Here is an 8,943-nt window from a genome sequence, read left to right on the forward strand (position 1 = left end):
AATGGGAGATTGATTATACCTTAAAAGAGAAGCGATTGGCGTTAGCTGAATAATCAAGTAGTATTGACAGGTCTCTTACAAAAAATTAACAAAGCGTGCGCTTACATGAAAGGAGAGGTAAATGGAAAGCAAAGTAGTTGTTCCGGCTAATGGTGCTAAAATTACATTAGATGCTAAAGGTAAGCTTGTTGTTCCAAATAATCCGGTTATCCCTTATATCGAAGGGGATGGTATCGGTATCGATGTCACGCCAGCAATGTTAAAAGTTGTTGATGCAGCGGTTGAAAAAGCTTACGGCAATGAACGTAAGATTGAGTGGATGGAAGTCTACACCGGTGAAAAATCAACACAAATTTATGGTAAAGATGTTTGGCTGCCAGAAGAAACCTTAGATCTTATTCGTGAATATCGTGTTTCTATTAAAGGTCCTCTTACTACACCAGTAGGTGGTGGTATCCGTTCATTAAATGTGGCACTACGCCAACAACTCGACCTTTACGTTTGCCTGCGCCCAGTGCGTTATTACAAAGGCACTCCAAGCCCAGTAAAACACCCAGAACTGACGGATATGGTTATCTTCCGTGAAAACTCAGAAGATATCTATGCCGGTATTGAGTGGAAAGCCGGCTCAGCAGAAGCAGATAAAGTGATTAAGTTCCTGCAAGATGAAATGGGTGTAACCAAAATTCGCTTCCCACAAGATTGTGGTATCGGTATTAAGCCGTGTTCAGAAGAGGGGACTAAACGTTTAGTTCGCGCAGCGATTGAATATGCAATTGATAACGATCGCGACTCCGTTACATTGGTGCATAAAGGTAATATTATGAAGTTTACCGAAGGTGCCTTTAAAGATTGGGGTTACGAATTAGCCCGTGAAGAATTTGGTGGTGAGCTGTTAGATGGTGGTCCTTGGGTTAAAATTAAGAACCCTAAATCAGGTAAAGATATTATTGTTAAAGATGTTATCGCAGATGCATTCTTACAACAAATCCTGTTACGCCCAGCCGAGTATGATGTTATCGCTTGTATGAACCTAAATGGCGACTATATTTCTGATGCATTAGCAGCACAAGTTGGTGGTATTGGGATTGCTCCTGGCGCTAATATTGGTGATGAGTGTGCATTATTTGAAGCGACTCACGGAACAGCACCAAAATATGCCGGACAAGATAAAGTTAACCCAGGCTCTATCATTCTCTCCGCGGAGATGATGCTACGCCACATGGGGTGGACAGAAGCTGCTGACTTAATCATTAAAGGTATGGAAGGCGCAATTGAAGCGAAGACCGTTACTTATGATTTCGAACGTCTAATGGACGGCGCTAAATTGCTGAAATGTAGCGAGTTTGGTGACGCAATTATCAAACATATGTAATTGTTGATTTGAAAAATAGTTAACGGGAACTTATTAGTTCCCGTTTTTTATTGTCAATTTTGAAATGGTTATCAAAAAGTTATCAAAACGAGTTATCAAAACCGCCTGAAACTTACTATCAAATCTATTGTATTCTCTATTCACCTATATTCAGGTTTATATCATTTATTCCAATTATTTATAGTTGAGTGAGCTAAATAAAATTTTAATAGTTTTCTTATCCCAATGAATTCTTGGCAATTATAATCAATTTTATTAAGATACATTAACTGAGTAAACAATATTGCTTTAGCATCCGAATCATCTTCTCCATACAAGTCAATTGATAACTGTCTAAAACATTCTTTTGCCTTCTTATTACAAAGAAATTCGTTACATAATGAATTTCTTTGTAGTATAAAATATTCAGGAGAATCAAAAGGTAAGTAAGCGATGTATTTCTTAGCACCTTGTAAAAATTTCCTCATTTGAGGAACAGAACTAGAATTGCTATTTTTTGAAAAAGAGACATCGAAACCTAATTGTTCGATAATATTGTGCAGATTTTTATCTGAAATATCGGTATCATCAGGAAATGAATTATGTTCGGAATATAATGCACTTTGTTGGTCGCCATCTAATAAAACTAATAAACTGTGATTAGTTTCAATTAGAGTATTAAATCGAGAAACGATAGAGCTAGAACCACCTGGGTAAAATTCCACTTGGAAACTATGTTTTAAATTCTCATCATTTTCTATAGCTTTCATTATTACTTTTTTTGCTAAAATATCCTCACAAAAAATAGGAATTTTGTTGAATTTTTTTCCTATAACATGAAATACACTTAATTTACCTACATCATTGTGCACATGTACATATCCAGTATTAGGATCTTCATGGAATAACTTGATAGCTTCATCAGGAAGGTTTTCTATAATTTCAGGTGAGTGAGATGAAATAACTATTTGATGTTTTTTTACTTTAGCTTGCTGTATAAGGTAGTTAATTAATTCTTTCTGTGCATATGGATGTAAAGAGACTTCAGGTTCATCCAATAATATTAGGGAATTTAAGGGGGCAGAGTGAATTTTAGAGACTAAAGAAATAACCGCAAATTCACCACTACCAGCATAAGCCTCAGAGTAATTATAATGTTCTGTTGTAATGTATGCGGTGCCGCCTCGTACATTAAAGAATGTGTGCTCAATATACTGGATGTTTGTGTATTTTTTATTCAAAATTTGTGATATAACTTTAACTTCATTTTCCGATAAAGTTATATTTTTTATAATCCTATCTTTTTGATAATAATTAAATGATTGAAAATGCTCATTTATAGATTTCTTTAAATTTTCACTTCTACTTCTTATAAATTCTTGTTTTGTTTTGTAATGCTTAGATGGCTTATTCGCATGATATAAACATCTATCAAAAGCACTTAACTCAGATCTAAAGTTTATATAAATTACATCTTTCTTTATTTTATTCCATCGTGTTTTGGATAAAGATGGTGAATTAATATTTTCAAAATTAGTATTCATGCCATATTGTTTTTGAGGACGAGCAGTTTCCCAATAATCAACTGTTCTATTTTTATCAGTTCTCTGATTATTAACTAGAAATACTTCTGCTGTGTGTTCACCTTCCTTATATGTATAAAAGTATGATTGGTATAATTCTCCGGTTTCTTTATTTTTTTTAACGCTATCAAGGGGGGTTGTAAACCAATAACGAGCGGGTGAGACATTAGAAACAGAACCAAATAAAGCTACTAGAGCAGAAGTTTTGTTTGTACCATTTTGTCCAACTAATACAGTAATAGGATAATCAAAACTAAGTTGTTGTCCTGATTTTATATTTTTAAAGTTAGTGAAAACTAACTTTCTAATAAAAGGCTCTATTTTGGGTGAATTGAAAATTTGATGTAATGAGTTTGGTTTACTAGGTTCCATATTATATTCTTCTATCTGTAAAATTCTTATGATAGCAAATAATTATACTATAACAGTATTAAGAATATATTTATTTGAACTGTCTCATAAATAAATACAAAAAAGAATAAAAAAATAGGCTTTATTCAAATTTATGATATTGTATGTTAATATCTAACCTTTTGTTTTTTTGACTTTGATTCGGTTTTGTGTCATATTAAAAGGTCACGTTTAAAATGATTTTATCGTAGTTTAATAGGTGTTTTTAATGTCAATTAAAGCAATTGATCTATTCTCTGGCGCTGGTGGTTTTTCTTTATCTGCTATAAATGCAGGAGTACATGTCCTTGCTGCTATTGAATTAGATAAAGTGGCTGCAGAAACCTATAATAAAAACTTTAATGATATCAAAGGGATTGGTATACGCATTTTAAATGAAGACATTAATGAAATTAATACAAAAAAATTACGGAATGAATTGGCTTTATCTAGAGGTGAGTTGGATTTAATTTTGGGGGGACCTCCATGCCAAGGATTTTCTTCTCATAGAATTAAAAATTCTGGAGTTAATGATCCTCGTAATAAGCTTTTATTACGTTATTTTGAATTCGTTCATGAGTTTCAACCTAAAATATTTCTTGTGGAAAATGTGTCGGGACTTTTGTGGGAACGACATAAATCATATCTTGATAAATTTTTAGAATTAGCTAAAAAAGAAGGGTATAATATCCATTTTCAAGGAACGATTAATGCTAAAGATTATGGTGTTCCTCAAAACCGAAAACGAGTATTTATTTTAGGTATAAGAGCTGATTTAAATATTGAAATGATGGAGTTCCCTCCAAAACAGACTCATTTTTCACCATCTTCTGGTAAATACCCAACTTGGCGACCAGCTTCATCCGTTTTTGAAAAAATCCCTAAAGATTTGTATGAAAGATATTGGAATGATTATTTTTCACGAAAAACATCATTAACAAAAGTTGAAACTTTTTCACTTTTATCTAGTTTAGAATCAGGTTCATCAATTCTTAGTGATGATACATCAAATATACATATGAATCCGAGTGAAATGATGAAAAATAGGTTCATGAAAATAGGACTAAATGGAAGTAGAGAAGATCTTGGTGTGGATGGGCAACTAAAATGCCATTCAGATGGTTATAAAGGACATAAAGATGTATATGGGCGAATATTTATACATCAGCCAAGTAATACTATAACCGCGGGATGTAATAATCCATCTAAAGGGCGTTTTGTACACCCATGGAATAATCATGGAATTACATTACGCCATGCTGCCAGATTGCAATCATTTAATGATGATTTTATATTTTGTGGGAATGCATCAGAACAAGCAAGACAAATCGGTAATGCGGTTCCACCAACTCTTGGTGAGATATTAATTCGAAAAGTTTGTGAAGAACTTAAACTATATTAATGCAAAATTATTAATGAATATTTTGTATGTAAATAATGATATTGTATTTTTATATGAAGTTTGTATGAGGTAATAATAAGGTGAGCTTTTCATATTATTACCTTAGTAGTCTGATTTTCTTAATTAATGTTAGCATTAAATCACGATTTTTATCCAATCTTTTCCTCGATCATCATGATATCTATCGGTTTGCTGTTGGTTTTTATGACCCAGCAAATCTTTAGTGTTTATACCTTGTGCTCGATATAACCTTTCAGATAAAGAGCGCTGTTCATGAAATGTTGCAGGTGTTCCTTCTCCCCAATCAATATCCGTTTTATTTCTCGCCTTTTTAAAGTTAGTCGTTAGTGTATTTGCTGTAACTTGTTCGCCACGTTTAGATTGTGAAGTGGTATGAAAATAATGAATAAGATAAGGGCTAATAACGCGATCGCGACAACGAGCAACAACTTCACGTAATGACATATTTAATTGTTCAGAACGTAGTGATAATGGAATAGCTAATTTGGTGCCAGTTTTTTCTTGGATAATATGTAAATGATCATCCCAAATATCACTAAACTTCATTGCCGAGATATCACCTAATCGTTGGCCTGTAATAAGTGCAAGCAACATGGCATTGCCCATATAACGATGTTGTTTGTCAGCAATCTCAAATATCTTTTTCCATTCATCAAAACTAAGGCGTTGGCGAGTTACTTTTCGTTTCGGTTGTTTAGTGGCGAGGGCAGGGTTATAACCAGGAGGAACTTCACCTGCATGTTGTGCTTCTTTAAATACATCAATTAAAACAGAACGAATAACTTGTGCCATTCTGTGCTGGCCATTAGATTTATATTCATCAAGGATCTCAGCAATATCTCTGGCATCAACTGCGGGTAATGGTTTCATGGATAAGGCTTGCCTCATTAAAACGACTGGCTTCTTTTTTTGTTTATATGTATTTGGCTTTATATCACCTTCTTTTAAACGCTCTTCTTGAATAGCCCAATATTTATCTAACCAAGTATTAACCGTGATTTCTTTACCTTTAATTTTTGCCACCCGATCACTAATAGCCATAACTTGTCGGCTTCGTTGTTCTGCTAACCTTGTATTAGCTTCAATGGCTATTGCTTTCGCCTCGGCTTCATTGTCACCGAGGGCATAATATTTACCTGTTACAGGATGGCGATAACGCCAATAAACCTTGCTGGCTTTACGACTAAGTAATGGATAAAGGTTAGGAATATTGACGTTATTCTTACGAGGCCTGGCAGCCATCTTTGAGGATCCTTTGTAAAATAGGGTTATCGTTGTTATTGATAACTGGTGATGTCAAATAGCTACTAAATCAGCATCTTCTTTGACTCGCCATAATCGGCCTTCTTTCCTTGCAGGGGGACAAAAATAACCTAATCGTGCATATTTATTTAATGTTGTTAGAGAAGGTGGGTGACTTTTATATCGTTTATCCGACCATTCCTTTAATGTTAATACTTTCATAATACATCCTTGCATAATAAAAATTAGTTAATAAGTATTAATTTACATTTAAATAAAAAATAATGAAATTTATTTGATAACTAATAAATAGCATTATTTTCTATCGAATATATATTTCCTTTTGCATTGTTAATAAGAGAGATGTTTGTTAATAGATAATTATTGTACCTGATGTTTATATTATTACAATAACCATGTAATGGGAAGTACATATTGAGCTGAAGTGAGCCAGCTCAATAAACTAAAATAAAGAAGATTAGAGAGTCTGAATAATTTGTATTACATAACCAATAATTTGATAATCATCAGTAAATAATATTGGGGTAAAGGCTGTGTTTAATGAGATTAAATAAAATTGTGGTGGTTCATGGATAAACTTTTTAATAACGATGTCATTAGTAATAATGTTTTTAGCGATAATTATTTTTCCATATAATTCTATCTCATTCTTGAATGATGGTTCGATAATAACGGTTGAACCTTTAGGGATTGAAGGAAGTGAATAGGGGTTTGTCATAGATTCGCCTTGGTAAATTAACCCATATGCTTGTTCAGATACGGGTACTGTTGCACAGCACCAATGCTGAATATCGCTTAATCTTAATGTATCGTAACGTGCTTTCCAATCAGCTGCTTGTTCAAGTGTGATAATGGGTATTTTCTTAATATTCACTGTCTTGCGAGTTATAATTAATGCATCTGCTTCTGATGAGTTCCCCCCGTAAAGTAACCATTCTGGAGAGACTTCAAGGACTTTGGCTAATGCCTGTAAATTTTCTCCATCCGGCTCTGTAACTCGTGTTTCCCACTTTGTAATAGAAACTCGGCTTACACTTAACATCTTTGCTAGAGCTTCTTGTGTTAATGACAATTGTAAACGGCGTTCTTTAATTCTTATGTGCATTTTATTTCTCATGTAATTTATATTTCCTTTTTTTTAGGTAAAAAGTATTTGCGTACTCTTTGTCTATTTGTTAATTTTAATTACCCAAACGGATAACTTATTAATTTAAGTGATATGCATATAATATAAATTAATTATATTAATTCGAATGACGATAGTTTTAGCATTAATAAAATGCTTACTATTTTAGTCATGATTAAATTTAATAAAATAGAATATTTTACAAAACACTAACGGAATTACCATCTTTTGTTATTTTTTCAATTAAATTATTTTTAATTTAATGCTTTTTGGCATTTAGAAAGAATAAAGTGAAAAGGAGTTCAGCATATGAAATCATTAATTATAAAATCTCGACCTCAGATAGTGATACCAGAATTAGCTGTCAAAATTGGATTGCATGAAGCTTTAGTATTGCAACAATTGCACTATTGGATAACAGAAACTAAGTCTGGTATTGAACATGATGGGCGACGATGGATTTACAATACACTATCTAATTGGCAATTACAGTTTCCATACTTATCAGTATCAACGCTCAAACGGGCATTTGCTCAGTTACGTATTTCTGGCTTGATTGAGGTAAAACAACTCAATAAACATCTTCATGATCGTACAAATTTTTATAGTATCAATTATCAACATAAGATCTTGCAAATAGAAGAAGATGAAAAGAAAAGTTTGAATGAAGGTAATTATGCCAATAAAACAACAATAAAACCGTTCGATGAGCCCAAATCGAAACAATGGACAGGTGTAACAAATCTATCTCAGAGTAGTTCAAATAGAGCCCTTCTTACAGAGAGTACAACAAAGATAACTACAGAGAGTAACAATAAAAGATCTCGGTCAGTTTGCTCGTTTTCAAGTCCTGAACGTCCAGAAATAGAAATTATCCGTTATTTTAACAAAGTGACTCACTCCCATTACCGTGAGTGTCAGACGACGTTAGGATATATCCGTGCAAGATTAGCTGATGGTTTTCATTTCGAAGAATTGATATTAATAATCGATTATTTAACAGCTAAATGGCTCAATGATAATAATATGCAAGACTATTTAAGGCCTAAAACATTATTTCATAAAAATAATTGTACTGAATATCTTGATAAAGCGAAGAAATGGCATTTAAAAGGGAGGCCAGCATATCGAAATGGGCAATGTTTAAAACCCGGGGAAATACCGATTGAAATTGATTATGCAGAAAGAGACAGTACGTTTAATTTACTATTTAGCTCAGCGTGGAAGCCCAAAACAGCACTTCAAATTCTAGCTAAAAAAATGGCTTTACAGCGTGGTTTAGGGCATATGCATATTCACAAGGCTAGGTCTGTTTGGAAAGAAATTTGGTATCAGTCGGCTCAATTAATTGCTCGTTCAACAATTACAGATAAGATCGCATAAGGTAGTGGTGATATGAGAGATATACAACAAGTATTAGAACGATGGGGAGCTTGGGCCTCGGATGTACAAAGTGGAGTAGATTATTCTCATATTGCAGCAGGTTTTAAGGGTGTTTTACCTTATCAATCATCTTCAAGGATAAGTTGTTGTGATGATGATGGTATGATTATTGACGCTACAATAGCGAGATTACAACAATTGAGAAGAGAAGAAGAATTGAATGCGCTTATTTTACATTATATATATCAGTGCTCTAAAAGAAGCATTGCAAGACGTTGGAAGGTGAGTGAAAGCCGTGTACGTCAGATTATACAGATTGCAGAAGGTTTTGTAGAAGGTGGTTTGGCGATGTTAGATTCAGGATTAGTCATGGATCATGAAGTTGCTTGTAATAAAAAACAGGTTAAATAAAAAAGTATTA

General features: G+C 33.3%; 7 protein-coding genes and 1 pseudogene. 4 read left to right on the plus strand and 4 right to left on the minus strand.

All coding sequences use genetic code 11. From position 1 onward, the window contains the following. Positions 1–121: 121 nt before the first annotated feature. On the plus strand, positions 122–1,375 hold the full coding sequence (gene icd, locus AACU95_RS17035) for an NADP-dependent isocitrate dehydrogenase (RefSeq protein ID WP_004247120.1): 1,254 nt from the start codon (positions 122–124) through the stop codon (positions 1,373–1,375). A 161-nt stretch (positions 1,376–1,536) separates the two neighbouring features. On the opposite strand, the gene AACU95_RS17040 is transcribed toward icd, so the two are convergent. Then, entirely contained in the window at positions 1,537–3,309 is a 1,773-nt protein-coding gene (locus AACU95_RS17040) for an ATP-dependent nuclease (protein WP_161737122.1), read from the minus strand. Between the two features lie 247 nt (positions 3,310–3,556). Here AACU95_RS17040 and AACU95_RS17045 point away from each other — a divergent pair, with 247 nt between their 5' ends. Further along, positions 3,557–4,729, plus strand: coding sequence for a DNA cytosine methyltransferase (locus AACU95_RS17045; protein WP_141192224.1), 1,173 nt, complete (start codon positions 3,557–3,559; stop codon positions 4,727–4,729). A gap of 135 nt (positions 4,730–4,864) precedes the next feature. Here the strand turns inward: AACU95_RS17045 and AACU95_RS17050 are convergent, their stop codons facing one another. From AACU95_RS17050 to AACU95_RS17060, 3 genes and pseudogenes are all read right to left on the minus strand, one after another. After that, entirely contained in the window at positions 4,865–5,992 is a 1,128-nt protein-coding gene (locus tag AACU95_RS17050; protein ID WP_161737123.1) for a site-specific integrase, read from the minus strand. After that, a pseudogene (locus AACU95_RS17055) lies at positions 5,973–6,214 on the minus strand (excisionase). The gene AACU95_RS17050 and the pseudogene AACU95_RS17055 overlap by 20 nt, the downstream one beginning before the upstream one ends. A gap of 256 nt (positions 6,215–6,470) precedes the next feature. Beyond that, on the minus strand, positions 6,471–7,118 hold the full coding sequence (locus tag AACU95_RS17060) for a helix-turn-helix domain-containing protein (protein WP_108717285.1): 648 nt from the start codon (positions 7,116–7,118) through the stop codon (positions 6,471–6,473). A 330-nt stretch (positions 7,119–7,448) separates the two neighbouring features. On the opposite strand from AACU95_RS17060, the gene AACU95_RS17065 reads away from it, so the two are divergent. Then, positions 7,449–8,522, plus strand: coding sequence for a conserved phage C-terminal domain-containing protein (locus tag AACU95_RS17065; RefSeq protein ID WP_036970213.1), 1,074 nt, complete (start codon positions 7,449–7,451; stop codon positions 8,520–8,522). Positions 8,523–8,534: 12 nt separating this feature from the next. Next, entirely contained in the window at positions 8,535–8,933 is a 399-nt protein-coding gene (locus AACU95_RS17070; RefSeq protein WP_004247847.1) for an antiterminator Q family protein, read from the plus strand. Positions 8,934–8,943 lie beyond the last annotated feature (10 nt).

It is taken from the genome of Proteus sp. G4415 (assembly GCF_963896075.1).
Taxonomy (GTDB): domain Bacteria; phylum Pseudomonadota; class Gammaproteobacteria; order Enterobacterales; family Enterobacteriaceae; genus Proteus; species Proteus mirabilis.